The organism is Cellulomonas palmilytica, assembly GCF_021590045.1.
GTDB classification, from domain to species: domain Bacteria; phylum Actinomycetota; class Actinomycetes; order Actinomycetales; family Cellulomonadaceae; genus Cellulomonas; species Cellulomonas palmilytica.
Map to the genome: position 1 here is coordinate 2821598 of NZ_CP062221.1, position 24111 is coordinate 2845708.

Here is a 24111-nt window from a genome sequence, read left to right on the forward strand (position 1 = left end):
CCGTCGGGACCGGCCGTACGTGTACGGAACGCGTGACGCCTGAGGTCAGGCGGCGCACTCCGAGCAGACCTGCTGGCCGTCGCGCTCGTACGCGAGCTGGCTGCGGTGATGGACGAGGAAGCAGCGCGAGCACGTGAACTCGTCCGCCTGGCGCGGCAGGACGCGGACCGAGAGCTCCTCGCCGGACAGGTCGGCGCCCGGGAGCTCGAACCCTTCCGCGGCCTCGGTCTCGTCCTCGTCGACCACGCCCGAGTTCTTGTCCGCACGTCGCGCCTGGAGCTCCTGCAGGGAGTCCTCGCTGAGGTCCTCCTCGGTCTTGCGCGGGGCGTCGTAGTCGGTAGCCATGTGGGGCGTCACACTCCGTCTTGGTGTTGCTTGGCTGATGAGTACGCGTGATCAATGCATGACTGGAGCCGTTTGTTCCCGCGCGGAGGGGATTGTGCACCACTTCCGGGACCGGTGCGAGTGCAACCTGCGCACTCGGTATCACTCGGACGAGTGATACCGGTCACGCCGTCGTGTCGGCACCCTTCGCCGCGAGGAACGCTACCAGCGGCTCCACGCCGCCGCGCGGCCCGGCGACGGTCATCTCCTGGTCCGCCGGACGCCCTCCCAGACCCGTGACGACCGCGCCCGCCTCCTGCGCGACGAGCGACGCCGCGGCGAGGTCCCACGGCTGCAGCCCGCGCTCGTAGTAGAGGTCGAGACCGCCCGACGCGACCGCGCACAGGTCGAGCGCGGCGGAGCCGAGCCGGCGGATGTCGCGCACGAGCGGGAGCAGCTCCGCGACGATCGCGGCCTGCGCCCGGCGCCGCTCCACGAGGTACCCGAAGCCCGTCCCGATGAGGCAGCGCTCGAGCGGCCTCGCCTCGTTCACGCGCACCGGCACGCCGTCACGCGTCGCGCCGAGCCCGCGCCCCGCGAGGAACGTGCGCCCCTCGACCGGTGCGTGCACCGCGCCCGCGAGGACCGTCCACGTCCGAGGCGTCGGCGCGACGTCGAGCGGCGCCCCGGGCTCGCCCACGACCGCGGCCACCGACACCGACCACGACGAGAGCCCGTACAGGTAGTTCACGGTCCCGTCGATCGGGTCGACGACCCACGTGACGCCCGTCGTGCCGGGCTCGTACCCCTGCTCCTCGCCGAGGATCCCGTCGCCGGGCCGCAGCTCGGCGATCCGGCGGCGCAGCAGCGCCTCCGACGCCAGGTCCATCGCGGTGACGACGTCCACCGGGCTCGACTTGGTCGCGTGCACCTGGACGGTGTCGGGGCGTCCGTCGTGGACGAGCGCGCCGGCCTCGCGCGCGAGGGTGGCGGCCGTGTCGACGAGGGCCTGGACGTCGTGCGGTGCGGGTGTCGTCATGGCGACCATCCTGCCTGCCCGCCCGGCCGCCCCCGCCACGGTCCCGGAGCGTGCAGCTTGAACCGCAGCGACAGCACGCGCAGCGCGAAGATGCCGACGACCACGGCGGACAGGACGACGGGCGAGCGCCACCCGGCGAACCAGCACGCCGCGACGACGACCGCGCCGAGCATCGAGGGGATCGCGTAGAGCTGGCGGTCGTGCAGCACCACGGGCACCTCGCCCGACAGCACGTCGCGCAGCACTCCCCCGCCCGCACCCGTCATGACGCCGACGATGACCGCGGCGACGGCCGTGGTGCCGTACTCGAGTCCCTTGACGGTGCCGACGACCGTGAACACGGCGAGCGCACCCGCGTCGAGCACCACGATGAACCGGCGGGCCCGCTGCAGGCGCGGGTGGAAGAAGTACATGACGAACGCGCCGAGCACGGCCGTCGTGATGAGCCGCCAGTCGGAGATCCCCACGGGCGGCACCGCGCCGATCAGGACGTCACGCAGCATGCCGCCGCCGAGTCCCGCGGCCCAGCCGAGGACGACGATCCCGAACACGTCGAACTGCTTGCGCACCGCGGCGAGGGCCCCGGACATCGCGCCGACGAGCACGCCGATGATCTCGAGCACCGGTTCGAACGGGATGTCCTGGACCACGAGGGCATGATGGCAGTCGGGGGGCGCGGGCGGCGTGACGACGCGGGACGTCGGCCGTGCCCGGGCCGACGCGAGGTGTGGCGAGATGTGACGATCGCGACGACCGGCGGCACACCGGGCGCACCTCCGCCGCGAGGCGTGCAGAAGGTGGCACCCTCGACCGTGACGCAGTAGGAGGACGCATGGACGAGCTCGAGCTGGTGGGCCTGCACGACGACGGCGAGCACCTGGTGCTCGCGCGCGCGGACGGCCAGCGCTTCCGCGTCCGCATCGACGAGCCGCTGCGCGCCGCGGTGCGCCGCGACCGCCCGCAGCTCGAGCAGCTGCGCGCCGAGGGCGCGGGCACGCTCAGCCCGCGCGAGATCCAGGCGCGCATCCGCGCAGGCGCGACCACGCAGGAGGTCGCCGACGCGTCGGGCCTGCCCGTCGCGCACGTGCGCCGCTACGAGGGCCCGGTCATCGCCGAGCGCGAGTACGTCGCGGAGCAGGCGCGCGCGACGCGTGTCGGCCGCGACCACGGCGCCCCGGTGCTGGGCGACCTCGTCACCGACCGCCTCGCGGCGCGCGGTGTGGACCTCGGCTCGCTCGCGTGGGACGCGGCCCGCGAGCCGCACGGGCCGTGGTACGTGCTCGCCCGGTTCACGGTCGACGACACGCCGCGCGAGGCGCGCTGGACGTTCGACCCGGGCGCGCGCACGCTCGTCGCGGACGAGGACGAGGCGCGGTGGCTGTCCGAGACGGAGCTGCCCGACGAGCCCGTCGCGCGCCGGCACCTGTCGGCGGTCCGCGACGTCGTGTTCGACTTCGAGTCGGTCGGCTCGGTGCGCCACGTCGGCGACGGTCCGTTGGACGACGACACGCACGAGCAGCCCGCGGTGGACGCGGACGCGCGCACGCACGCCCTGCTCGACGACCTGCAGGCGCGCCGCGGCGTGCGGCAGACCGTCGCCGAGGGTGAGGACGACGAGGAGGACGGCGCGTTCGAGGGGTTCGGGCCGCAGCACGCGTTCGACTTCACGCGCCTCGACGACGTCCCGGGCGCGCACCCGGCGGACGCCGACCCGCAGCGCGAGGCCGTCGTGCTGCACCCGCGTCGCCCCTCGATGCCTCCGGTGGGCTCGCCGGACGACCGCTCCGCCACCGAGGCGTCCGAGCGGTCGTCGGACAGGGCGCCGGACAGGGCGTCGGACAGGCCGTCGGGCGGGTCGCGGGCGAAGGCGCCGGGCAGGTCGACGGGTACGGCGGCGGGCAAGGCGTCGGACGAGGCCGCGTCGTCGGTGGCGGTGGCCGACGAGACCGCGCCCCCGGAGCCTGCCGAGACCGAGCCGGTCGCCGAGGAGCGCCCCCGCGCGCGCAAGGGCCGCGCGAAGGTGCCGAGCTGGGACGAGATCGTGTTCGGGGCCCGCCCCGAGTGACCCGACGCCCGGGGCGCTGACCCGGGCGCACGTCGTCAGACGTCGAGCGTCGGCTGCTCCGCGAGGAACGGCTCGGGCGTGGGTGCCGCGTCCGGAGCGAGCGCGCGCGACGCCGCGGCCGTCATGCGGCGCATGTGGTGACGGCGGCACAGCACCTCGTACTGCACCTCGCCGTGGTGCGGGTCGGACGCCCCGGCGACGTCACCGACGACGACCTGCTCGCCCTCGACGACCATGACGCCGTCGACGGTGCGCGCGTTGTGCGTCGCCCGCGCGCCGCACCAGCACAGGGCGCGCACCTGGAGGATCTCGACGCGGTCCGCGAGCTCGACGAGCCGCTGCGCCCCCGGGAACAGCCGCGCGCGGAAGTCCGAGGAGATGCCGAACGCGTACGCGTCGACGCCGAGCTCGTCGACGACGCGCGCGAGCTGCTCGACCTGCGCCGCGGTGTAGAACTGCGCCTCGTCGCCGATGAGGTAGTCCACGGGCCGGCCCTGCGTGCGCCGCCCGAGCACCTCGGCCCAGAAGTCGGTGCGGTCGTCGACCTCGTACGCGCGCTTGGTGAGGCCGAGGCGCGACGAGATCGTCGCGGAACCCGCGCGGTCCTGCCGCGTGAACAGCAGGCCGTCACGCCCGCGCGCGGCGTGGTTGTGGTGCATCTGGAGCGCGAGGGTCGACTTCCCGCAGTCCATCGTGCCCGAGAAGAACACCAGCTCGGCCACCGCTACGCCCACCCCTCGTGCCAGTCCTGGTCCGGGACGCACCGCGCGCGTCCCGGGTGCGCCGCACATCCTCCCAGACGCGCCGCGCCCGTCGTCATGCCACGACGATGCACGGCACGAGCATCTCCTGCGGCGTGAGCGACCCGTGCACGCCGACCATGTCGAGCGACGCGGCGGTCTGCGTGCGGGTGTCGACGACGGTCGCGGCGCCCGTCATGGCGACCATGAGGTCCCCGACGACGGGCAGCACGCGGTCCGTGACGGGGCCGAGCAGCCCGGCGCCCACGACCTCGTCGCGCGTGAGGACGAGCGCGGCGTCGCCGAGCACGTCGCGCCACGTGTCGCGCACGCGCTCGAGGGGCACACCCGGCTCGACGTGCACGTGGCTCGCGCGCGGCTCACCCGCGACGAGCGCGACGTCCGCGGCCAGGCGCGGGTCGGTCGCGACGTCCCAGCGCTGCGCCGGGTCGACGTCGACCATGCCGTGGTCGGCGGTCACGACGAGCACGGTGCCGCGCGGGAGCGACCGCGCGAGCCGGGCGATCTCGGCGTCGGCGTCCGCGAGGGCGTCGCCCCACGCGTGGGACCCGACGCCCTGGTGGTGGCCGACCTTGTCGACGTCCCCCCAGTACAGGTACGCCAGCCCGGGTTCGCGCAGCGCCCGCAGCGCGGCGTCGACGCGGTCGGCGAGCGACTCGGCGGGCACGTAGTGCGCGCCGCGCAGCGCGGCGCGCGTGAGCCCCGACCCCGCGAACCGCGCGGGTCCGACGCTCGTGACCGGTACCCCGGCGCCCACGAGCAGCTCGAGGGTGCTCGCGTGCGGCTGGAACTCCTCGGGCTCGGGCGCACCGCTCCACTGCACGAGGTTCGCGAGCGCACCGGTGCCCGGCACGCGCACGGTGTAGCCGAGCATCCCGGTGCCGCCGGGTGCGACGCCCGTGCCGAACGTGCCGAGCGCCGTGGCGGTCGTCGAGGGGAACGTGCTGGTGACGGGCTCGCTGCCCGCGCTCGCGCGGCGCAGGAACGGCGCGTGCCCGCTGCGCTCGGCCAGGTTGAGGTGGCCGAGCCCGTCGACGAGCACGACGCACACGCGCGGCGCGGTCGGCACGCCGAGGCGTTCCTGCGCGGTCGTCCACGCGCCGACGACGCCGTCGAGCGACGCCGCACCCGCGGGCGACGTGCCGGTCAGCACCGAGCCGGCGGCGGCGACGAGGACCGAGCCCAGCCCGGCACGCGCGTCGGCGCCGGGCAGCACGAACCCGTGCCGCTCGACGGCCTGCACGAGGGCCGTGGGCAGCGCACGGCCCTCCACGTCGGTCACCACGTCAGCGCCGCGCGCTCGCCGCGGACAGCGTGCGCGCGAACTGCGTCGCGGCGCGCACGGACTCGGAGCCCTCGGCCGCGGCGCTCACGCGGACCACGACGTCGTCGGGCGCGAGCGTGCCGGTGTAGCCGTGGTCCGCCTCGCACGCGGGGTCACCGCACGACGCGGGCTCGAGGTCGACGCGGGACACCGCACCCCACCCGATCGCGAGCGTGAGCTCGAGCGTCGGCTTGCCCGCGCTGTGCCGCTCGGGCCGCTCCACGACGTGCGTGAGGACGACCGAGCGCAGCTCGCTCAGCGGCACGGACTCGGTGGTGGCGGACGCCGCGGACGACGGGTGCTCGGAGTCGGCGGGGTGGTCGTCCACGTGCGCGCACACGAGGCGCGTGGGCGTCAGGACGAGCACCGTCACGTGCCGGCGCACCTCGGCGGAGTCGAACGTCGTCTCGGGGTGGACGAGGTGCGCCATGACCGGCTCGTCGGCGAGCGCGACGTCGAGGACGTCGGCGACGAGCTCCGGGTAGTACCCGGCGCGGTACAGGTCCTCGTGGAGGGAGCGAGAAGCTGCGGGCATCTGCACATCCTCGCACCGGTCGGCCGCTGCGCCCCAGCGTCCGGGACGTGCGTGTGGACACACGGGGGTCAGCCGCGCTGCAGGCGGCGGGTCGTGTCGGCGCGGTCGGCGTGCGCGAGCGTGGCCCGGGCCGCGAGCGCGACCGCGCCCCGTTCGGCGACGACGACCGGGTTGAGCTCGAGGCCGCGGATCTCGGGCAGCGCGTCGGACAGCACCGCGACGCGTGCGACGACGTCCTCGAGCGCCGCGACGTCGAGCGGCGGCAGGCCGCGGTACCCGAACAGCCGCGGCGCGGCGCGCGGCGCCCGCACGAGGTCGGCCACGTCCACGTCGGTGAGCGGCGGGATGCCGTAGGACACGTCCCCGAGCAGGTCGGACGCGTCGCCCGACATCCCGAGGCTGAGCACCGGCCCGTACAGCGGGTCCTCGACGGTGCGCAGCACGCACGACGAGCCGCGCGGCGCCATCGCCTGCACCTCCAGCGGCGCGGCGCCCGGCTCACCGCGGTGCTGCGCCGCGAGCGCGAGCACCTCCGCGACGTCGGCGCGCAGCTCCACGTCGTCGGCCACGTCGAGCCGGATGCCGCCGAGGTCGGCGCGGTGCCGCAGCGCCGGGACCGTCGTCTTGAGCGCGACGGGGTACCCGATCGCCCGGGCGGCGGCGACCGCCTCGTCGGCGTCGTGCACGGGGGTCGACGGCAGGACGTGCACGCCGACGGTCGCGAGGAGCTGCGCGGCCTGCGGTGCGGTCAGGACGACCTCGCGCTCCCCCGCCACCTCCGTCGCCGTGGCCAGCCACCCGCGCACGAGACGGCCCGCGGCGCGCAGGTCCGCGCCCTCGGGGTGCAGCGGCAGGCCGTGGTCGCGTGCGCGCCACGCGGCGTAGCGCGCGGCGCGGCCCAGCGCGAGCGCGGCGTCCTCGGGGGTCGCGTACGCCGGGACGGTGCGCGGCGTCCCGTCGGCGTCGGGTGCCGTGAGCGCGTCGGTCACGCCGTGCAGGCCGAGCATGCACGCCACGACGGTCTTGCCGCTGGTCGCGGCGACGCGTGCGACGGTCCGCGCGAACGCGAGGTCGGGCCCGCCGACGAGCGGGATCCGCACGACGATGACGACGTCCACGTCGTCGTCCTCGAGCGCGGCCCGCACCTGGGCCTCGGCGGCCTCGTCGGTCGCGTCCTCGGGCAGCACCTGGGCGCCCGCGACGACGAGCCCGGCGGAGGACGCCGCCTCGGCGACGAGCGCCGCGACCGACGACGAGCTCGACACCACGGCGACGCGCCGGCCGGCGGGCAGCGGCTGCGCGGTCAGCACCTGCGCGACGTCGAGCATCTGGTGCGTGTTCTCGACCCGGATCACGCCCGACTGGCGCATGAGCTCGTCGACGACGCGCGCGGGCGCCTGCGTCGCGCGGACCGCGTGCCCGGGCGGCACGACGTGCCCCGAGCGTCCGGCGGTCAGCACGATCACGGGCTTGGCGAGCGCGAGGCGCCGCGCGACGCGGGAGAACTTGCGCGGGTTGCCGATCGACTCGAGGTAGAGCCCGACGACGTCCGTGCCCTCGTCGTCGGCCCAGAACTGCATGAGGTCGTTGCCCGACACGTCCGCGCGGTGCCCGGCGGAGACGAACTCGGCGAGCCCGAGCCCCCGGCGACGCACGGCGGCCAGCAGCGGCACGGCGAGCGCGGCGGACTGGCTGAACAGGCCGAGGCGTCCGGGCTGCGGCAGCTCGTCGGCGAGCGAGGCGTTGAGCGCCCCGTCCTCACCGAGCGACACGACGCCGTAGGAGCCCGGCCCGATGACGCGCAGGCCGGCGCCGTGCGCGGCGGCGAGCACCTCGCGCTGCAGCGCGAGCCCGTCGGGTCCCGTCTCGGCGTACCCCGTGCTCGTCAGGACCACCGCACGCGCGCCCGTCTGCGCGACCGCGCGCACGACGGCGGGCGCGCTCGCCGCGGGGACCGCGAGGACGGCGAGGTCGACGGGTCCGGTGACGTGCGCGAACGCGGCAGCGATGCCTGCGGACCGGCCGGCGTCGGTGTCGGCGTCGCTCGGCTCGTCCGGCAGCGGGTCGGTGCCCACGGACTGCACGCGGACGTTCGGGTCCGCGAGCGCGAGGTGCGCGACGAGCGCGCGGGCGATCCCCACGTGCAGCGGCCGCGGGTGCGCGGTGCCCGGCAGCACGGGTCCGACGACGAGCACCGAGCGCGCGCCGAGCACGGCGCGCATCGAGCGGGCCTCCGAGCGGTGCTCGCGGTCCGCCATGACCGCGAGCGAACGGTCGGTGGGGTCGATGTCGAACCCGAGCGCGACCACACCGTCCTCGGCGTGCTGGCGGACCTCGTACCCCGCGTCGCGGAACACCGCGAGCATGCGGCCGTTCTGCGGCAGGACCTCCGCGACGAACCGGCGCACGCCGCGCTCGCGCGCCGCCGCGGCGAGGTGCTCGAGCAGCACCGACCCGACGCCGCGGCCCTGGTGCGCGTCGGACACGTTGAACGCGACCTCGGCCTCGTCGTCGTCGAGCCGGTCGTACCGGGCGACGCCGATGATCCGGTAGCCGGGCGGCTCGTCGTCCGCGACGGTCGCGACGAGCGCGACGCGCGCGTCGTGGTCGACCGTCACGAGCCGGCGCAGGTCCCTCTCGGGCAGTCGCTCGAGGTGCGCGAAGAACCGCAGGTACGTGGAGCGCTCGGACTGCGCGACGTGGAACGCCTGCAGCGCGTCCGCGTCCGACGGGAGGATCGGCCGCACGCGTGCGGTCCCGCCGTCCTGGAGGACGACGTCGGCCTCCCACGCGGCCGGGTACCGGGCCTCCGCCTCCTCGCGGGCCGCCTGCTCGTCCATCCCGTCAGGCTAGCGATCCCGCGCGCCTGGCACGGCCACCTCCCGGTTCGGGCGACAATGTGCGTCGACCGTGGGCCGGCCCGGCCCGGCCCACGCAGCCGTCCGTAGCACCCGAGGAGCGCATCCACCCATGGCGCGTCGCCCCGCGACCCCGAACCTCCCGCCCGAGGACCTCGTCGAGAAGATCGTCGACATCGACGTCGCGACCGAGATGGAGGGCTCGTTCCTCGAGTACGCGTACTCGGTCATCTACTCGCGCGCGCTGCCCGACGCGCGCGACGGCCTCAAGCCCGTGCAGCGGCGCATCCTGTTCCAGATGGCCGACATGGGCCTGCGCCCCGACCGGCCGTACGTGAAGTCGGCGCGCGTCGTCGGCGAGGTCATGGGCAAGCTGCACCCGCACGGCGACGCGGCGATCTACGACGCGATGGTGCGCCTCGCGCAGCCGTTCAGCCTGCGCCTGCCGCTGGTCGACGGGCACGGCAACTTCGGCTCGCTCGACGACGGCCCGGCCGCGCCCCGGTACACCGAGGCCCGCATGGCCCCGGCCGCGACCGCGATGACCGCGGACCTCGACGAGGACGTCGTCGACTTCGTGCCGAACTACGACAACAAGCTCACCCAGCCCGAGGTGCTGCCCGCGGCGCTGCCGAACCTGCTGGTCAACGGCGCGTCCGGCATCGCGGTCGGCATGGCGACGAACATGGCGCCGCACAACCTCGTCGAGGTCGTCGCCGCCGCGCGCCACCTCGTGATGCACCCCGACGCGACGCTCGAGGACCTCATGCGGTTCGTGCCGGGGCCGGACCTGCCGACGGGCGGCAAGATCGTCGGGCTCGACGGCGTGCGCGACGCGTACCGCACGGGACGTGGCGCGTTCCGCACGCGCGCGACCGCGCGCATCGAGAACGTCACGCCGCGCCGCAAGGGCATCGTCGTGACCGAGCTGCCGTACACGGTCGGTCCCGAGAAGGTCATCGAGAAGATCAAGGAGGGCGTGCAGGCCAAGAAGCTCTCCGGCATCTCGGACGTCGTCGACCTCACGGACCGCGCGCACGGCCTGCGCCTGGTCATCGAGGTCAAGACGGGCTTCGACCCCGACGCGGTGCTCGAGCAGCTGTACCGCGCGACGCCGCTCGAGGACTCGTTCTCGATCAACAACGTCGCGCTCGTGGACGGCCAGCCGCGCACGCTCGGCCTGCGCGAGCTGCTCGAGGTGTGGGTCGGGCACCGGCTCTCGGTCGTGCGCCGCCGCTCGCAGCACCGGCTCGACAAGCGCCTCGAGCGCCTGCACCTCGTCGAGGGCCTGCTGGTCGCGATCCTCGACATCGACGAGGTCATCCAGGTCATCCGCTCGTCCGACGACGCCGAGGCCGCGCGCTCGCGCCTGCGCGTCGTGTTCGACCTGTCCGAGCCGCAGGCCGAGTACATCCTCGAGCTGCGCCTGCGCCGCCTCACGAAGTTCTCGCGTCTCGAGCTCGAGCGCGAGAAGGAGCAGCTGGAGTCGGAGATCGCCGAGCTGCGCGCGGTGCTCGCCGACGACGCGCGCCTGCGCACGCTGGTGTCCGACGAGATGGAGCAGGCCGCCGCGACGTACGGCACGCCGCGCCGCACGATCCTGCTCGAGTCCGCGGGCGGCACCGCGCTGACCGGCGCGCCGGCCGCGAAGGGCTCGCGCGCGGCGGCGGCGCCCTCGCTCGAGATCGCCGACACCCCGTGCTGGGCGCTGCTGTCCGGCACCGGCCTGCTCGCGCGCACCGCGACCGACGAGCCCGTCGAGCGCGCGGCCGACGCGCGCCGCTCGAAGCACGACGTGCTCGCCTCGGTCGTCGCGACGACCGCGCGCGCCGAGATCGGGGTGGTCACGTCGCGCGGGCGCATGGTCCGCCTGTCGGTGCTCGACCTGCCGGCGCTGCCCCCGACGAACGGTGCGCCGTCGCTCGGCGGCGGCGTGCCGCTCGGCGAGGTCGTCGCGCTCGAGCCGGGTGAGCGCGTCGTCGCGCTCGCGTCCCTCGCCGACGACGCCCCGACGCTCGCGCTCGCCACCGCGCAGGGCGTGGTCAAGCGCGTCGCCGCCGGCGACGTGCCGAACAACAAGGACGCGTGGGAGGTCGTCTCCCTCAAGGACGGCGACGAGGTCGTCGGCGCCGCGCACGTCGCGGACGACGACGAGCTCGTGCTCGTCTCGTCGGACGCGTCGCTGCTGCACTTCGCGGCCTCGCAGGTCCGGCCGCAGGGCCGTTCCGCCGGGGGCATGGCGGGCATCAAGCTCGCCGCGGGCCAGCGCGTCGTGGCGTTCGCGGGCGTGCCCGCCGCCCGCGTCGGCGAGGCCGTCGTCGTGACCGTCGCGGGCTCGTCGTCGGCGCTGCCCGGCACGCAGGCCGGCTCGGCGAAGGTCTCGCCGTTCGAGGTCTACCCGGGCAAGGGCCGCGCGACGGGCGGTGTGCGTTCGCACCGGTTCCTCAAGGGCGAGGACGCGCTCCTGCTCGCGTGGGTCGGCGTGGCGCCCGCGTGGGCGTGCGGTTCGGCGGGTCAGCCCGTCGAGCTGCCGGCCCTCGACCCGCGACGTGACATGTCGGGCGTCGCGCTCCACGCGCCCGTGCACGCCATCGGCTGAGCCTCACCGCACCCCGGTGCGCCGCGGCGGGCTCGTGCTCAGACCCGTAGGCCGCGGCGCACCGCGACGAGCGCGACCACGTTGTCCACGTCGCGCGGCGACGCCGGGCGCACCACGCGGACGACGGGACGCGCGCGGCGACGCTCCCGGTTGTCGCGTGCGACCGCCACGACGAGCAGCGCCTGACCGACGGTGTAGGTGAGCATGACCCACACGTCGTGCCCCGCGAGGTCCCAGCCGGGCACGAACCGACCGAGCGCGATGAGCGCGTCCGACACCAGGAACACCGCGCCGCCGACCGCCCCGACCCGCCCGAGCCCCGTCGCGAGCACCGCCATCGCGGTCAGCACGCCGCCGTACACGGCGACGGGCACGAGCAGCGTCCCCGCGTGCGGCGCGCACACCGCCACGAGCACGACGAGCACGACGGCGTACGCCGCGAGCCACGCCGGTGCCGTGCGCACGACGCTGCGGCGCACGCGCGGCGCGAACGCGACCACGTACGCGACCTGCGCGAGAAGGAAGCACCCGACCATCGCGAGGAACGCCGCGTCCCCCGTGAGCAGCCGCGGCACCGCGTCGCCGAGGAACGACGCCCCGAGAGCCGCGAGCGCCCACGTCACCACGTGCCCCCGCGGCCAGCGGGTCGCGGCGACGAGCACACCGGCGAGGGCGGGCATCAGGAGGCACTGCGTCACGTCGGCGAGCGGGTCGGCGTCCGCGAGCAGCGCACCGAGGTGCGTCGCGACGAGCACGACGTAGGCGACGGACCACGACCGCAGCACGGCCGACGAGGGCATCGGGCGTCCTTCCCGCCGGTACCCCGGCAGCACGACGGCGGACCTCGTCGTCCGCCGGACGCGATGCTACCTCCGGCACCCGGGACGACGGCACGCCTGGTCAGGGCGTGCCGTCGCGCGTCGCTCAGAGCTCGATCGAGTACAGCTTCGAGCCGTGGAACGCCTCGAAGCCGAGCCCGGTGTACAGCCCGAGGGCCCCCGAGCGGTTCTCCGTGTCGACGCCGAGCTCCGCGAACTGGATCCCCTCGTCGCGCAGCCGACCCATGAACGCGGTCAGCAGCGCCGGCGCGATCCCCCGCCCGCGCCACGCGGGGCGCACGCCGAGCAGCTCGACGTAGCCCGAGCTGTAGCCGGCGACCTCCCAGTCCTGCTCGTAGCGTCCGGCGACCAGGTAGCCCGCGACCTCGTCGCTCGCCTCGTCGACCGCGAGCAGGCTCCACGCCGGCGCGAACTGGGCGCGCCCCTCCTGCCACGACTCCGGGGTGCGCGGCTGGCTCCCCCAGTGCGACGCGAACGCCTCGTTGTGCGCGAGCCGCGTGGGCTCGTCGCGCGCGTCGGACCAGCTCTCCACGCGCACCCCGTCGGGCATCGTCGCGTCCGGGAGTGCGACGTCGAGCGGTCGGCGCATCTCGTGGTAGGCGCGCACGGGCGTCAGTCCCGCAGCCTGCAGGAGGGCGATCGTGGCGGTCGCCTGCTCCGACGCGAACGCTCCGATGCGCCCCGGGACGTCCTTGCCCGTCGCGGCGAGCAGCTGCCGCGCGCGGTCGACCTCCCACGCGAGCAGCTCGCGCCCGATGCCGCGGCCGCGCCACTGCGGGTGCACCCCGCCCTCGAGGAACGTCCGCACGACGCTCACGTCACCGGACGGCTGGACGACGAACGCCCACGCGCGCAGCTCACCGGACGCGTCGACCCCCGCGAGCGTGTCCTTCGCGATGTCCTTGTCGGAGCCCTCGAACCGTTCGGCGACCTCCTCGGTCGAGGTGCGGAACGGCTCGGCGTCGGCGACCTCGATGTCGTTGACCAGCCGGGTCAGCGACGGGATGTCGGACGGCGCGAGCGGACGCCAGGACAGCCCGGACGCGTCGGACGGCACCCGGACCGTGGCGGGCGCCTGGGCGCGCTCGGCGATCGGGCGCAGCGCGGTGGTGTCGGTGGACATGGGCACAGCCTCGGTCCCGGGGCGCGTCCTGGGCAACCGGATAAGGCGAAGCGTCAGGCGTCGATGCGTGCGCGGTCGAGCGCGTGCGCGCCCGCGACGATGAAGTCCTTGCGCGGCGCGACGTCCGATCCCATGAGGAGCTCGAAGATCTCCTCGGCGCGCTGCGCCGCCTCGACCGTCACCCGGCGCAGCGTCCGGTGGCGCGGGTCCATCGTCGTCTCCGCGAGCTGGTCGGCGTCCATCTCACCGAGGCCCTTGTAGCGCTGGATGTCGTCCTTGTAGCGCTTGCCGGCCTTGTCGAGCTTCTTGAGCGTCGCCGCGAGCTCGGCCTCGGAGTACGTGTAGATGTACTTGTCGCCGTCGCCGCGCACGCCCGTGAGCTCGATGCGGTGCAGCGGCGGGACCGCCGCGTACACGCGGCCGTTCTCGACGAGGGGGCGCATGTACCGGAAGAACAGCGTCAGCAGCAGCGTGCGGATGTGCGCGCCGTCGACGTCGGCGTCCGTCATCAGCACGATCTTCCCGTAGCGCGCCGCCTCGAGGTCGAACGTGCGCCCCGACCCCGCGCCGATCACCTGGATGATCGCGGCGCACTCCGCGTTCTTCAGCATGTCCGTGACGGACGCCTTCTGGACGTTGAGGATCTTGCCGCGGATCGGCAGGAGCGCCTGGAAGTCCGACGAGCGCGCGAGCTTGGCCGTGCCGAGCGCCGAGTCCCCCTCGACGATGAACAGCTCGCTGCGCTCCACGTCGTCGATCCGGCAGTCCGCGAGCTTGGCCGGCAGCGACGACGACTCGAGCGCGTTCTTGCGGCGCGAGATCTCCTTCTGCTTGCGCGCGGACAGGCGCGCGCGCATCTCACCGACGACCTTCTCGAGCAGCGCCGCCGTGTGCGCCTTGTGCTCGCGCTTCGTCGAGGAGAACAGCGCGGTGATCTCCTTCTCGACGACCTTGCTCACGATCCCGCGCACGGGACCGGTGCCCAGGACCTCCTTGGTCTGGCCCTCGAACTGCGGCTCCGCGAGGCGCACCGTGAGCACCGCGGTCATCCCCGCGAGCACGTCCTCCTTCTCGATGCGCTCGGTCGCCGCGTCCTTCGCGCTGATCTTCAGCTTGCGTGCGTTGGCCTCGACCTGCTTGCGCAGCGTCTTGAGCAGCCCGGACTCGAACCCGGCCTGGTGCGTGCCGCCCTTGGGCGTCGAGATGATGTTGACGAACGTCCGCAGCTCGGTGTCGTAGCCCGTCCCCCAGCGCAGCGCGACGTCCACCTCGCACGTGCGCTGCACCTCGCGCGGCGTCATGTGGCCCTTCTCGTCGAGCACGGGGACCGTCTCGGTGAACGACCCGGAGCCCGTCAGGTGCCACGTCTCGGTCACGGGCGCGTCGGGCGCGAGGTGGTCGACGAAGTCCACGACGCCACCCGTGTGGCAGAACGTCTCCTCGTGCGGCCCGTGCTCGCCCGGGGTGCCCGCGAGCCCGCGCTCGTCGCGCACGACGATCGTCAGCCCCGGCACCAGGAAGCTCGTCTGCCTCGCGCGCGTGACGAGCTCGTCGTACGCGAACACCGCGGACTTGGGGAAGATCTGCCGGTCCGCCCAGTACCGCACGCGCGTCCCGGTGCGGGCCTTGGCGACCTTGCCGACGACCGCGAGCTCGGAGCCCGAGACGAACGGCTCGAACGGCGACTCGGGCGTGCGCCCCGCCGCGTCGTCGTAGACGCCCGGCTCGCCGCGGTGGAACGTCATGCAGTGCGTCCTGCCGTCGCGGTCGACCTCGACGTCCAGGCGCGACGACAGCGCGTTGACGACCGAGGCACCCACGCCGTGCAGACCGCCCGACGCGCCGTACGACCCGCCGCCGAACTTGCCGCCCGCGTGCAGCTTCGTGAACACGACCTCGACACCCGTCAGACCGGTCTTCGGCTCGACGTCGACCGGGATGCCGCGTGCGTTGTCGCGGACCTCGACGGAGGTGTCGGCGTGCAGCACGACCTCGATCCGGTCGCCGTGCCCGGCGAGGGCCTCGTCGACCGCGTTGTCGATGATCTCCCAGAGGCAGTGCATGAGCCCGCGGCTGTCGGTCGTGCCGATGTACATGCCGGGGCGCTTGCGGACGGCCTCGAGACCTTCGAGCACCGACAGGTGCCGAGCGGTGTAGTCCGAGCGCGAGGAGGTCGTCGTCACGCGTGCGATGGTAGCCGCGCCCACCCACCCTCCCTCGCCGCCATGCCGCACGGCGTGCGGCTCGGCGGTGCGCACGACGCCCGGCCGGGCCGTCCCGACCTGCGCGACCCCGTGCCGAAGGTCCCTTGCGTGTCGCGTCCGTCACGATCGTGTGACGTTTGGGTACGCGGTGAGCGAACCACCCGCCTCCGAGGGGATGGATCTCGCCCCCGGATGGTTGTATGGGAGCGTGACAGCGACGACGACCCAGCCCCTCACCGCCGCCGACCGCTGCGACCGGTGCGGCGCACAGGCCTATGTCCGCGTGGTGCTCCCCGTGGGCGAGCTGCTGTTCTGCGCGCACCACGCGCGCGAGCACGCGCCCAAGTTCGCCGCCCTGGCGACCGAGGTGCACGACGAGACCGACCGACTCCTCGAGGAGCACGGCGCCGGCGCAGCCCGCTGACGCGACCTCGACGACGGGGCCCGGACCGCACAGGTCCGGGCCTCGTGTCGTTCGGCCTCTCCTCACGCACGTCCGCCTAGGCGTCGCCGGGCCCGGACGGTTCGCGGGCGTACAGGTCCGTCCACTCCAGCACCCGGTAGCGCACCAGCCCCTCGCGCACGAACGGGTCACCCTCGACGAATCGCCGCGCGGCGTCCAGCGACACCAGCACCGTCATCGCACCGTCCGCCTGCGGGTCGGCGAACGTCCCGATGCTGACGAGCTCCCCCGACGCGGCGAGCCGCTCGAAGTTGGCGACGTGCTCGGCCATGTACGGCTCGGTCCGCCGCACGATGTCCGGTCCCGACTCGTACAGCACCACCCAACGCTTCGCCCGCATCGCCCGCTCCTCACGCGCCACCTGTGCCGCACCCCGTGTGCGCCGGTCGACGACGGCCCCGTCACGACCTTGGCACGCACCTCGGGACGCACGCGAGCCCCCGCACCCGTGGGTGCGAGGGCTCGCGACGTGCGACACGCGCGGGGCGACCGCGCGGTCGTCGATCAGTCCAGGTAGTCGCGCAGGACCTGCGAGCGCGACGGGTGGCGCAGCTTCGACATCGTCTTCGACTCGATCTGACGGATGCGCTCACGCGTCACGCCGTAGACCTTGCCGATCTCGTCGAGCGTCTTCGGCTGGCCGTCGGTGAGGCCGAAGCGCATCGAGACGACGCCCGCCTCACGCTCGGAGAGCGTGTCGAGCACCTGGTGGAGCTGCTCCTGCAGGAGCGTGAAGCTCACCGCGTCCGCGGGCACGACGGCCTCGGAGTCCTCGATGAGGTCACCGAACTCGCTGTCGCCGTCCTCACCGAGGGGCGTGTGCAGCGAGATCGGCTCGCGGCCGTACTTCTGGACCTCGACGACCTTCTCGGGCGTCATGTCCAGCTCCTTGGCCAGCTCCTCCGGCGTGGGCTCGCGGCCCAGGTCCTGGAGCATCTGGCGCTGCACGCGCGCGAGCTTGTTGATGACCTCGACCATGTGCACCGGGATGCGGATGGTGCGCGCCTGGTCGGCCATCGCACGCGTGATGGCCTGGCGGATCCACCACGTGGCGTACGTCGAGAACTTGTAGCCCTTGGTGTAGTCGAACTTCTCGACCGCGCGGATGAGGCCCAGGTTGCCCTCCTGGATCAGGTCCAGGAACAGCATGCCGCGGCCGGTGTACCGCTTGGCGAGCGAGACGACGAGGCGCAGGTTGGCCTCGAGCAGGTGGTTCTTGGCGCGACGGCCGTCACCCGCGATCCACTCGAGCTCGCGGCGCAGCTTGGGCTCCATCGCGACGCCCGAGCCGAGGCGCTCCTCCGCGAACAGGCCGGCCTCGATGCGCTTGGCGAGCTCGACCTCCTGCTCCGCGTTCAGCAGCGCGACCTTGCCGATCTGCTTGAGGTAGTCCTTGACCGGGTCAGCCGTGGCACCCGCGGTGACGACCTGCTGCGCGGGGGCGTCGTCGTCGTCCGCGTCGGAGTAGACGAAGCCCGAGTCCTCGGACTCCTCGGTCGCCTTCGCCGCCGCCGGCGCGGCCGGCTTCTCCTCCTCGGCGTCGTCGTCGCTCGCGTCGGCGTCCGCCTCGACCTCGGCCTCGGCGTCGACCTCGAGGTCCGCCTCGTCGATCTCCTCGATCTCGACGTCCTCGTCGTCCTCGGCGGGCTCGTCGTCGTCCTTGCCCTTGGCCGCGGTCTTCGCGCCCTTGGCGGTGGTCTTCGTGCCGCCCTTCGCCGCCGACTTGGCAGCGGGCTTCGCCTTCGCGGCACGCGCGGCGGCGGGCGTGGCGCCCGTCTCCTCCTCGTCGGCGGCAGCAACCGCCTTGACGGCCTTCGCGGCCGGCTTCGTCGCGGTCTTCGCGACGGCGGCCTTCGCGGTGGTGCGCGTCTTGGCGCTCGTCGCGGCGGCGACCTTCGGCGCGACCGCGTCGCTCACCGTGACGCCGGCGGTGGCGAGGCCACGCACGACGGCCTTCAGCCGCTTGGCGTCCTCGACGCCGGCCTGCTCGCACGCCGAGCGGACCTCGGCGGCTCCGACGGAGCCGTGGGTACGGCCCCTGACCACGAGGTCCTGCAGCGCAGGGTGCTCGAACTCACGAGGGAGTGCGGGATGCGGGGTCTGGGACGACACGAACGACCTTTCGGCAGCACGACACCGGCGACGAGGCCGGGTGGTAGACGGATATTGTACCGAGCCGCGGCCACCGCCGAGTCGTCCTGCGCACACGTGTGCGCGACGACCGGGTGGGAGCGCTCGGCAGGATGCTCGTCGCGGCCGCGGGGGGACGAGCGGGGCGAACCCTCGTCGGCGCGCGCGGCGCACGGGTGGCGTCCTCTCACGCGGCCGGGTCGGTGGCGACGCCGGGACGTCCACCCCACCCAACGCGCGGACCGCCCGCAGGATTCCCGACGGGCTCGGGTACCCGCGCGTTCACCCGAACGGCCCAGCCGGCGCTCCGGTGCGCGTCCCGGAGCGAGCATCCGCGCCAGTCCTCGCGGTCAGTCCTTGCGGTCAGTCCTTGCGGTCAGTCCTTGCGGTCAGTCCTTGCGGTCAGTCCTTGCGGTCAGTCCTTGGGCTTGACCGTCAGGACCGGGCAGGGCGCGTCGAACAGCACGCGCTGCGCGTTCGCCCCGAGGATGAGCTTGCCCACGGGGCTGCGCTGGCGCAGCCCGATCACGACGAGCTCGGCCCCGGTCTCCTCGGCGGTCGCGATGAGGTCGTCGGCGACGTCGCCGCCGTCGAGCAGCCGCACCTCGTGCGGCACGCCGCGCTCCGTGAGGTCCGCGTCCACGCCCGCGAGCTCCGACTCGAGCAGGGCACGCTGCTCGGCGCGCTCGTCGGCGCGCGAGCTCACCACGACCACCACGCTCCGGCCGCGGATGCTCGCCTCCTGCACCGCCGCGTCCAGCGCGGCGCGGCCCTCCGGCGTCGCCAGGTAGCCGACCACGATGCCCATGCTGAGCCCCTTCCGTCGCCCGTGCGAGGACCGTACCGCCGCGCGGCCCCCGGCTCCACCTGCGCTGACGCGCGTCGTTCCCGCCGCGGACGGTCGACTCGTCCCGCCTCGTCCGGCTACACCGGCGGCCCGCCCCGGTCCCCGGGGTCCGGCGCGTGGTCGTCGTGGCCCGCGTCCGCGCCGGTCACGGCGTCACCGGGGTCCGGCTCGTGGGCGTCGTCGCGCGTCCACCCCGGCCCCAGCCCGGCCGAGAGGGCGGAGCCCAGCAGGACCGCGAGCCGGTAGTCCGGGTCGTCGTGCAGCGCGCGGTCGAGGAGGATCTGCGCCCGTGCCCCGTCGCCGCGCCACCACGCGAGCAGCGCGAGCAGGCACAGCGCGGGCGCCTGGGTGTCGCGCCGGCCGTGCGCCACGAGCGCCTCGAGCGTCTCCTCGTGCAGCCGGACCAGCGGCTCGGGCGGCGGGAGCGCCGAGCCCGAGCGCACGATCCGGGCGGTGACCTGCTGCATCGCCGCGTCGACCGCGACGCTCGGCCGCTCGCCGCGGACGCTGCGCTCAGGCAGGTCACCGACGCCGGGCACGAACGACGCGAGCACCGCGTCACGGACCCGACGGTCCTGCAGGCCCGCCTCGAGCCTGCCCCACGGCGCGGGAGTCCCCGCCGGCGCGCGACCCGCGACGAGGTCGACGGCGGACCGCCAGGCCGCGACGGCACCCAGGCGCCACTGCTCGCACGCGGCCGGGCCGTCGGCGCGCGCCTGCGCGGCGCGACGCTCCCAGCGCTGCCGGGCGCGCGCCACGACGCGCCGGCGCTGCGGGTCCGCGAGCGGGATGCGCACGAGGTCGTCGCGCGAGCTCGCGACCGTCGCGCCCTCGAGCACCATGCGCGCCGAGACCTGCGTCGACTCGAGCTCGCGCAGCGGCCGGCCACCGGGCGGGCAGCACGAGCGCGCGCAGTCGTACGACAGGTACCCGGTCGACGTCACGACCCACACCGCGACCTCGCCGAGCGGAGCGTCAGCGGCCTCGCGGTAGTGCGCGACCGCTCGTGCGAGCGCGCGGGCCTCGTCGTCGTCCGCCATGCGGGGGTCCGCGTCGGTGTAGACGACGAGCAGCGTGCCCTGCGCCCGGTCGCGCCCCATGACCGCCACGGTCGCGCGGGCCACCTGCGCGCCCACGTCGGGGTCGGCGAGCGCGGGCAGGTCGACGCGCATCACGACGCCGACACGACCGCGGGGTGCGCGCAGGCTCACCGCGACCGCGCTGTCGCGCGGTCGGAAGCCGAGCCGGTACGGGAGCAGGGAGAGGATCTCGCGGGGCTCGTTCACCCGCAGCGTCGTGGTCGCCGTCATGACGGCAGCCCACCGCACCCGGGTCGCGCATGGGGCGCCGCTCCCCCGACCTGTGGAACGTGCGCACGGCACGGCGGCCTGGGGTCGGGTCGCGGCTAGGCTGTCGCGGTGCTCCGGACCACGACCCGCACCGCCGCCGTGGCGGTCGCCGCACTGCTCGCCGTGAGCGGGTGCGCGAGCTCGCAGCCCGCGCGCCTGGACCCGACGCTCGACGCCGACGAGCACTCCCTGCTGGCCGAGCCCGAGGCCACGCCCGAGGCGACGTTCGAGGCGCCCGACGACGAGCACGCGGTCGTCGGTGAGCTCGCCGAGGACTTCCCGCCGGACCTGGTGCCGCTGCCGTCCGACGCGCAGATCCTCGTGTCGTCCGCCGAGCCGGACGGCGACGACGGGACGACGACGCTCAGCCTCAACCTGCGCACGTCCCTCGCGGCCGACGAGCTCATGGCCGACCTGCGGGAGGCGCTCACGAAGGCGGGCTTCACGGAGGCGCCGGTCGCGACGCCGCCGACGGGCGTCGCGGCGGAGTCCACGTTCGCGCGCGAGTCCGGCGAGGTCCTCACCGTCGCGGTGCTCGACCGCGACGGGGTCCGCACGCTCACGCTCGGCGGCCGCGTGGTGGTCCCCTAGGCTGCCGTGGTGAGCAGCCCCGCGCAGTCCCCGACGTCCCCGGCGTCCCCGGCATCCCCGTCCGGCGCGAGCGACGTCCGCACGCTCGTCGACCTCGAAGGGGTCCGCGGCGTGGTCGACGAGCTGCTCGCGCAGCACGTCGTCCAGCTGCGCGGCACGCTCGACGCGATCAGCTCCGACGCCCACCGCCTCGCCGACGCCGTCGAGGGGATGCTGTCGGGCGGCAAGCGCCTGCGCGCCGCGTTCTGCTGGTGGTCGTGGCGCGCGCACGGCGGCGACCCCACCGGCCCGGACGCCGCGGCCGTCCTGCGCGTGGGCGCGGCGCTGGAGCTGTTCCAGGCGGCCGCGCTGTTCCACGACGACGTCATGGACGACTCGGACACGCGCCGAGGCCGGCCCGCCGCCCACCGTGCGTTCGCCGACCTGCACGACGAGCTCGGCCTGCAGGGCGACGCGGTCCGGTTCGGCGCGTCGGCGGCGATCCTCCTGGGCGACCTCGCGCTCGTCGCGAGCGAGCAGGAGTTCGCGCTCGCGGTCGAGACGCTCCCCCGCGCGCGGCAGCAGCGGGCGCGCGCGGTCTTCGACCTCATGCGCACCGAGGTGACCGTGGGTCAGTACCTCGACGTCCTCGCGCAGTCCCAGCCGTGGGGCCGCGACCCGGCGGCCGACGAGGAGCGGGCGCGCGAGGTGATCCGCGCGAAGTCGGCGCGCTACAGCGTCGAGCACCCGCTCTCGCTCGGCGCGGCGCTGGCGGACGCCGACGACGACCGGCTCGCGACCGTGCGCGCGATCGGCCTGCCGCTCGGTGAGGCGTTCCAGCTGCGCGACGACGTGCTCGGCGTGTTCGGCGACCCGGCGACGACGGGCAAGCCCGCGGGCGACGACGTCCGCGAGGGCAAGCGCACGGTCCTCGTCGCACGCGCCGTGCGACGCGCGCGCGAGCACGGCGACCCCGCGACGGGCGACCTGCTCGGCGCGTGCCTCGGCGACCGCACGCTCGACGACGCGCGGGTCGCGCGCGTGGCCGAGGCGATCCGGGCGACGGGTGCGGTCGACGAGGTCGAGCGCCTCATCGGCGAGCTCGCGGGCGAGGCGCTCGCGCTCGTCGCCGCGCAGCCGTGGCCGACGGACGCCGCGGACGTGCTCACGCGCCTCGCGCACGCGGCGGTCGACCGGCACGTCTGACGGCGACCGGTGTGCGTCCCGGCCCCCGCCGGCGGGGCTAGAGCTCGGCCTGCGCGCGGCGCCGGATCTCGGTCTTCTGACCGGCGCGCAGCGCGTCGATCGGCGTGCCCGGGAGCGTGTCGTCAGGCGTGAAGAGCCACGCGATCGCCTCGGCGTCGGAGAACCCGGCGTCGGCGAGGACGGTGATCGTGCCCTGCAGCCACGGCAGCGGGCTCCACGCGCCCACCGCAGCCGGGTGGTCCGACTGCCCCTCGACGAGGAACTTCTCCGGGACGGACAGGACGCGCGGCTCTCCGCGCCGGATCCCGACGAGCTTGCGCTCCTGGACCAGGCGCCGGACCTTGCCGACGTCCAGGCCGACGCGCTCGGCGACGTCGGGCAGGGTCAACCAGGAGTCGACGAGGGCGTCGGCGGCAGCCGCGTGCGGGTCGAGGGTCTCGCTCACGGGGTCAGCCTACGCAGCGCGCGCCCGCGTCGGGAGCACGGGAGCGGCGCGCCGCAGGGGCCCGGCGGGTGCGTGAGAGGCGGTCGTGGCGTGCCGCCGTCCGGGTGGCACGCGACACGCGGGGTTTCGCGCTCTCGGCGTGTCGGCTAGTTTCACTTCTGTCACATCAGCCACACCAGTCACGTCTCTTGACTCGTGTCACATCGTTCAGGGGGGCGTCATGGCCTCGAGCACCGCAGCCGCACGCCGTGAGCAGGACCGCTCCGAGCGTGCCGGTCGTCGTCGGACCGCACGCCGGGCCGCGAGCGGCACGGGCGCCACGCTCGCGCTCGTCGCGATCTCGGTCTCCACGTCCGGGGCGGCCCACGCGGACGACTCGTACACCGTGCGCGACGGCGACACCGTGAGCCACATCGCGACGCGCACCGGGTCGAGCATCGCCGCCATCACGCGCGCCAACGCGCTCGCCGACCCCTCGCGCATCCGCGCCGGGCAGGTCCTCACCATCCCGAGCGCCACCTCCCGCTCGACCGCGCGCACGCCGAGCGCGCCCCCGCAGGCGGCACGCCACGTCGTGCGCGCCGGCGAGACCGTCTCCGGCATCGCGGCGCGGACCGGCACGACCGTCAGGGCGATCATCGCGGCGAACCACCTGCGCGCCGACGGCCTCATCATCGAGGGCCAGACGCTCACCATCCCCGGCACCGGCTCCGGCGCCGCTCCGCGCGCCCGCACGAGCACGCCGTCCTCGACCTACACGGTCCGTGCGGGCGACACGGTCTCGGCCATCGCGGCGCGGTTCGGCACGAGCGTCTCGGCGGTCGTCTCGGCCAACGGGCTCGGCCCGAACGCGATGATCCGGATCGGCCAGACGCTGCGCGTGGGCGGGACCGCGTCCTCCTCGCCCGCGCCCACGACGGGCCGCCCGCTCGTCGGGTCGACGTTCGAGGGCCGCACGTACGCGCGCGACGTCGTCGACGCCGCGAACGCCAACAAGCGCGCCCTGCTCGCGGCCGGCGTCCCGTCCAAGGCGCAGATGCAGGCCAAGGTCGCCGCGACCGCACGCGCCTACGGGCTCGACCCCGCGCTGGCGCAGGCCATCGCGTTCCAGGAGTCGGGGTTCAACCACACCGCGGTCTCCCCCGCCAACGCGATCGGCACCATGCAGGTCATCCCGAGCTCGGGCGACTGGGCGTCGAGCATCGTCGGACGCCAGCTCAACCTGCTGGACCCGGACGACAACGTCACGGCCGGCGTCGTGATCCTGCGCGCCCTGGTGCGCATGTCCCCGGACCTGCCCAGCGCGATCGCGGGCTACTACCAGGGTGCCGCGTCGGTGCGGAAGTACGGCATGTTCTCGGACACGCGCCGCTACGCCGCGAACGTCCAGACCCTGATGGCCCGCTTCCGCTGACCGGTCCCGTGACCGG

Annotated in this window: 21 protein-coding genes; 6 read left to right on the forward strand and 15 right to left on the reverse strand. The window is 74.8% G+C overall.

Annotation, left to right across the window (positions count from 1 at the left end; translation table 11 throughout):
• Positions 1-45: 45 nt before the first annotated feature.
• The 3 genes from F1D97_RS12735 to F1D97_RS12745 all read right to left on the reverse strand — a co-directional run bounded on the left by F1D97_RS12735 (position 46) and on the right by F1D97_RS12745 (position 2013).
• Entirely contained in the window at positions 46-345 is a 300-nt protein-coding gene (locus F1D97_RS12735; RefSeq protein ID WP_013883495.1) for a DUF4193 domain-containing protein, read from the reverse strand.
• A 163-nt stretch (positions 346-508) separates the two neighbouring features.
• Positions 509-1372 carry an inositol monophosphatase family protein gene (locus F1D97_RS12740; RefSeq protein ID WP_396022519.1) on the reverse strand — a complete coding sequence of 288 codons (864 nt, stop codon included), beginning with the start codon at positions 1370-1372 and terminating at the stop codon, positions 509-511.
• Positions 1360-2013, reverse strand: coding sequence for a trimeric intracellular cation channel family protein (locus F1D97_RS12745; protein ID WP_236120860.1), 654 nt, complete (start codon positions 2011-2013; stop codon positions 1360-1362). Before F1D97_RS12745 ends, F1D97_RS12740 begins: the two co-directional genes overlap by 13 nt.
• A gap of 182 nt (positions 2014-2195) precedes the next feature.
• Here F1D97_RS12745 and sepH point away from each other — a divergent pair, with 182 nt between their 5' ends.
• Complete coding sequence (gene sepH / locus F1D97_RS17380) at positions 2196-3428, forward strand: septation protein SepH (RefSeq protein WP_255701575.1); 1233 nt, start codon at positions 2196-2198, stop codon at positions 3426-3428.
• Between the two features lie 35 nt (positions 3429-3463).
• Here the strand turns inward: sepH and F1D97_RS12755 are convergent, their stop codons facing one another.
• From F1D97_RS12755 to F1D97_RS12770, 4 genes are all read right to left on the reverse strand, one after another.
• Positions 3464-4150, reverse strand: a complete 687-nt coding sequence (locus F1D97_RS12755; RefSeq protein ID WP_236120861.1) for a thymidine kinase — start codon at positions 4148-4150, stop codon at positions 3464-3466.
• 94 nt (positions 4151-4244) lie between these two features.
• Positions 4245-5471 (reverse strand): alkaline phosphatase family protein, encoded by a 1227-nt coding sequence (locus F1D97_RS12760; RefSeq protein ID WP_317618872.1) that lies wholly within the window; start codon positions 5469-5471, stop codon positions 4245-4247.
• A gap of 4 nt (positions 5472-5475) precedes the next feature.
• Complete coding sequence (locus F1D97_RS12765; RefSeq protein WP_236120862.1) at positions 5476-6048, reverse strand: DUF5998 family protein; 573 nt, start codon at positions 6046-6048, stop codon at positions 5476-5478.
• Positions 6049-6116: 68 nt separating this feature from the next.
• Positions 6117-8888: a GNAT family N-acetyltransferase gene (locus tag F1D97_RS12770; protein ID WP_236120863.1), complete on the reverse strand. Its 2772-nt coding sequence runs from the start codon at positions 8886-8888 to the stop codon at positions 6117-6119.
• 130 nt (positions 8889-9018) lie between these two features.
• Between F1D97_RS12770 and F1D97_RS12775 the strand changes: the two genes are divergently transcribed.
• Positions 9019-11505 (forward strand): DNA gyrase/topoisomerase IV subunit A, encoded by a 2487-nt coding sequence (locus F1D97_RS12775; protein ID WP_236120864.1) that lies wholly within the window; start codon positions 9019-9021, stop codon positions 11503-11505.
• Positions 11506-11543: 38 nt separating this feature from the next.
• Here F1D97_RS12775 and F1D97_RS12780 read toward each other — a convergent pair whose 3' ends face one another.
• The 3 genes from F1D97_RS12780 to F1D97_RS12790 form a co-directional block, all read right to left on the reverse strand.
• On the reverse strand, positions 11544-12305 hold the full coding sequence (locus F1D97_RS12780) for a lysoplasmalogenase (RefSeq protein ID WP_236120865.1): 762 nt from the start codon (positions 12303-12305) through the stop codon (positions 11544-11546).
• Between the two features lie 124 nt (positions 12306-12429).
• Complete coding sequence (locus tag F1D97_RS12785; RefSeq protein ID WP_236120866.1) at positions 12430-13467, reverse strand: GNAT family N-acetyltransferase; 1038 nt, start codon at positions 13465-13467, stop codon at positions 12430-12432.
• A 53-nt stretch (positions 13468-13520) separates the two neighbouring features.
• Positions 13521-15650: a DNA gyrase/topoisomerase IV subunit B gene (locus tag F1D97_RS12790; RefSeq protein WP_236120867.1), complete on the reverse strand. Its 2130-nt coding sequence runs from the start codon at positions 15648-15650 to the stop codon at positions 13521-13523.
• 196 nt (positions 15651-15846) lie between these two features.
• On the opposite strand from F1D97_RS12790, the gene F1D97_RS12795 reads away from it, so the two are divergent.
• Positions 15847-16095, forward strand: coding sequence for a DUF7455 domain-containing protein (locus tag F1D97_RS12795; protein WP_236123604.1), 249 nt, complete (start codon positions 15847-15849; stop codon positions 16093-16095).
• 76 nt (positions 16096-16171) lie between these two features.
• Here F1D97_RS12795 and F1D97_RS12800 read toward each other — a convergent pair whose 3' ends face one another.
• The 4 genes from F1D97_RS12800 to F1D97_RS12815 all read right to left on the reverse strand — a co-directional run bounded on the left by F1D97_RS12800 (position 16172) and on the right by F1D97_RS12815 (position 20421).
• Complete coding sequence (locus F1D97_RS12800; RefSeq protein ID WP_236120868.1) at positions 16172-16474, reverse strand: YciI family protein; 303 nt, start codon at positions 16472-16474, stop codon at positions 16172-16174.
• A 164-nt stretch (positions 16475-16638) separates the two neighbouring features.
• A complete protein-coding gene (locus F1D97_RS12805) occupies positions 16639-18246 on the reverse strand; it encodes an RNA polymerase sigma factor (RefSeq protein WP_236120869.1) in 1608 nt (535 codons plus the stop codon).
• Between the two features lie 433 nt (positions 18247-18679).
• On the reverse strand, positions 18680-19072 hold the full coding sequence (locus F1D97_RS12810) for a universal stress protein (RefSeq protein WP_236120870.1): 393 nt from the start codon (positions 19070-19072) through the stop codon (positions 18680-18682).
• Between the two features lie 116 nt (positions 19073-19188).
• On the reverse strand, positions 19189-20421 hold the full coding sequence (locus F1D97_RS12815; protein ID WP_236120871.1) for a DUF4192 domain-containing protein: 1233 nt from the start codon (positions 20419-20421) through the stop codon (positions 19189-19191).
• A 108-nt stretch (positions 20422-20529) separates the two neighbouring features.
• On the opposite strand from F1D97_RS12815, the gene F1D97_RS12820 reads away from it, so the two are divergent.
• Together F1D97_RS12820 and F1D97_RS12825 are read left to right on the forward strand one after the other, a co-directional pair.
• A complete protein-coding gene (locus F1D97_RS12820; protein WP_236120872.1) occupies positions 20530-21051 on the forward strand; it encodes a hypothetical protein in 522 nt (173 codons plus the stop codon).
• Between the two features lie 9 nt (positions 21052-21060).
• Positions 21061-22236, forward strand: coding sequence for a polyprenyl synthetase family protein (locus F1D97_RS12825; RefSeq protein ID WP_236120873.1), 1176 nt, complete (start codon positions 21061-21063; stop codon positions 22234-22236).
• A 37-nt stretch (positions 22237-22273) separates the two neighbouring features.
• Here F1D97_RS12825 and F1D97_RS12830 read toward each other — a convergent pair whose 3' ends face one another.
• Positions 22274-22681, reverse strand: a complete 408-nt coding sequence (locus F1D97_RS12830) for an Rv2175c family DNA-binding protein (protein ID WP_236120874.1) — start codon at positions 22679-22681, stop codon at positions 22274-22276.
• 220 nt (positions 22682-22901) lie between these two features.
• Here F1D97_RS12830 and F1D97_RS12835 point away from each other — a divergent pair, with 220 nt between their 5' ends.
• A complete protein-coding gene (locus F1D97_RS12835; RefSeq protein WP_236120875.1) occupies positions 22902-24095 on the forward strand; it encodes a LysM peptidoglycan-binding domain-containing protein in 1194 nt (397 codons plus the stop codon).
• Positions 24096-24111: the final 16 nt, after the last annotated feature.

What these genes read in the sequence shown, in the direction of transcription:
- F1D97_RS12775 (WP_236120864.1), top strand. Translation starts at nt 9,019, where the DNA reads ATGGCGCGTCGCCCCGCGACCCCGAACCTCCCGCCCGAGGACCTCGTC.
- F1D97_RS12765 (WP_236120862.1), bottom strand. Translation starts at nt 6,048, where the DNA reads ATGCCCGCAGCTTCTCGCTCCCTCCACGAGGACCTGTACCGCGCCGGG.
- sepH (WP_255701575.1), top strand. Translation starts at nt 2,196, where the DNA reads ATGGACGAGCTCGAGCTGGTGGGCCTGCACGACGACGGCGAGCACCTG.
- F1D97_RS12770 (WP_236120863.1), bottom strand. Translation starts at nt 8,888, where the DNA reads ATGGACGAGCAGGCGGCCCGCGAGGAGGCGGAGGCCCGGTACCCGGCC.
- F1D97_RS12795 (WP_236123604.1), top strand. Translation starts at nt 15,847, where the DNA reads ATGGATCTCGCCCCCGGATGGTTGTATGGGAGCGTGACAGCGACGACG.
- F1D97_RS12810 (WP_236120870.1), bottom strand. Translation starts at nt 19,072, where the DNA reads ATGGGCATCGTGGTCGGCTACCTGGCGACGCCGGAGGGCCGCGCCGCG.
- F1D97_RS12735 (WP_013883495.1), bottom strand. Translation starts at nt 345, where the DNA reads ATGGCTACCGACTACGACGCCCCGCGCAAGACCGAGGAGGACCTCAGC.
- F1D97_RS12780 (WP_236120865.1), bottom strand. Translation starts at nt 12,305, where the DNA reads ATGCCCTCGTCGGCCGTGCTGCGGTCGTGGTCCGTCGCCTACGTCGTG.
- F1D97_RS12835 (WP_236120875.1), top strand. Translation starts at nt 22,902, where the DNA reads ATGGCCTCGAGCACCGCAGCCGCACGCCGTGAGCAGGACCGCTCCGAG.
- F1D97_RS12785 (WP_236120866.1), bottom strand. Translation starts at nt 13,467, where the DNA reads ATGTCCACCGACACCACCGCGCTGCGCCCGATCGCCGAGCGCGCCCAG.
- F1D97_RS12740 (WP_396022519.1), bottom strand. Translation starts at nt 1,372, where the DNA reads ATGGTCGCCATGACGACACCCGCACCGCACGACGTCCAGGCCCTCGTC.
- F1D97_RS12800 (WP_236120868.1), bottom strand. Translation starts at nt 16,474, where the DNA reads ATGCGGGCGAAGCGTTGGGTGGTGCTGTACGAGTCGGGACCGGACATC.
- F1D97_RS12815 (WP_236120871.1), bottom strand. Translation starts at nt 20,421, where the DNA reads ATGACGGCGACCACGACGCTGCGGGTGAACGAGCCCCGCGAGATCCTC.